Below are 1,688 nucleotides of genomic sequence, written 5' to 3'. Positions count from 1 at the left end.
TGAACTGCACCCCGTCAAGTAGACAGTGGAAATAATAAAAAATGTATTAAGCGGCTTGAGTCCTGAATTCTAACGGACTCAAGCCGCTTAACCTTTTCTGATAACGATCGTAATTATAAAAATGAATATAATCATCAATCGCTAGTTTTAACTCTTCATATGAATCGTACTTATGTAAATAATATTTCTCACACTTCAATGTGCCCCAAAATGATTCAATTGGTCCGTTATCAATACATCGACCAATACGGGACATACTCTGTGTCATATTGGCAGTTTCCACAATTCGCTTAAATTCCTTTGATGTATATTGAAAACCTCGATCACTATGTATTAAGGGCTGTTCGCCTGATTGTAATGATTGAATAGCTAATTTTATTGTTTTGAAAACAAGGGAATTATTATTCGAATGACCTAACACATAACTCACAATTGAACCATCATATAAATCGATAATTGCACTTAAATAAGCTTTTTTCCCATTTCCATACTTAAACTCTGTGACATCTGTACACCATTTTTCATTTGGCTTTTTCGATGTAAATGCTCTATTTAATACGTTCTCCGCCACATGATGTGCTGGGGATTTACGATAAGGCTTGCGCTTTCTACGAATAACAGACTTCAATCCACTAATCTGCATTAAACGATAAATACGCTTTTCGTTAACCATCGTTTGATTATTTTCTTTTCGCTGACGATTGATTGTCAACGTTGTACGACGATAGCCGTAAATACCATCTACTTGTTGGTAAAGGAGATGAATGTCCTTTAAAATGGCTTCATTTTCAACTTCTCTGTTAGAAGGCTTGCGACTTAACCACTTATAGTAAGCTGCACGCGAAACATCAGCTATTTCACATAGTAAAAGAATCGAAAGTTCTTCCTCTCGATGTAAATCTTGAATCGCTAAATAGCGTTGCTGTAGACGTATTTGGCTTAACGATGCCTCCTTTCGATTTCCTCTAACTTTTTTAAAAATAAATTTTCTGCACGTAAACGTTCATTTTCACGTTCAATACGTTGAATCTCTAATTTCAATTTCTCCTCAACGGTTAATTCGACTTCATCTTTTGTGCGACCACGACGATCACGTAATCCCTCTTCACCATTCGTTTCAAATTTCTTCGTCCATTGATATACCTGTTGATACGAAACACCATAGGTATGCGCTGCCAACTGATAATTTTTCTGGTGCTTCAAACAGTACTCGACAATCTCAATACGTTCTTCAAAAGTTGTCTTTCTTCCTTCGGTCATAGCTTGACTCATTCCTTTACCTGAATCTTTTATTTCACTATGACTAGTATACTTTTTTACCCAGCTTTTTAAAACGGAGGTACTGCTAATCTCGTATTTCGCCAACACCTCCATCTGTGAATAATTTCGTTGAATGTAGTCCTCCACAGCCGCTAATTTTAACTCTTTTGAATAGAACTTACATGAAGTAGCTTCTTGTAATCCTTCACGTCCACCTGCCTCAAATTTCATTTTCCATCTATGAAAAGTTTGATGATCTATTGAAAACCTTTCACACAATTCATTGATAGAATAGTGACCTTCTTCGAACAATTGAAGGATATATAGTTTCAACTCGAGTGAATGTTTGCTTCGCCCCATAAAAAATACTCCCCTTAGATAAACAGATTTTATTTTTTCATCTGTCTACCTAATAGGGAGCATATCAC

Annotated in this window: 1 protein-coding gene; it reads right to left on the bottom strand. The window is 35.9% G+C overall.

Translation table 11 applies throughout. The annotated features are described in order from the left end of the window. Positions 1 to 46 precede the first annotated feature (46 nt). Positions 47 to 1,620 (bottom strand): IS3 family transposase gene (locus tag RCJ95_RS23705; RefSeq protein ID WP_257521339.1). Its coding sequence is split into 2 segments (ribosomal slippage): positions 47 to 978 and positions 978 to 1,620, totalling 1,575 coding nucleotides; the frame shifts between segments, so codons are not numbered across the junction. Positions 1,621 to 1,688 lie beyond the last annotated feature (68 nt).

The sequence above is a fragment of the Lysinibacillus sp. BSL11 genome, assembly GCF_052928325.1.
The sequence above is the reverse complement of the archived record's forward strand: the minus strand, read 5'-3'. Positions and strand labels throughout refer to the sequence as shown.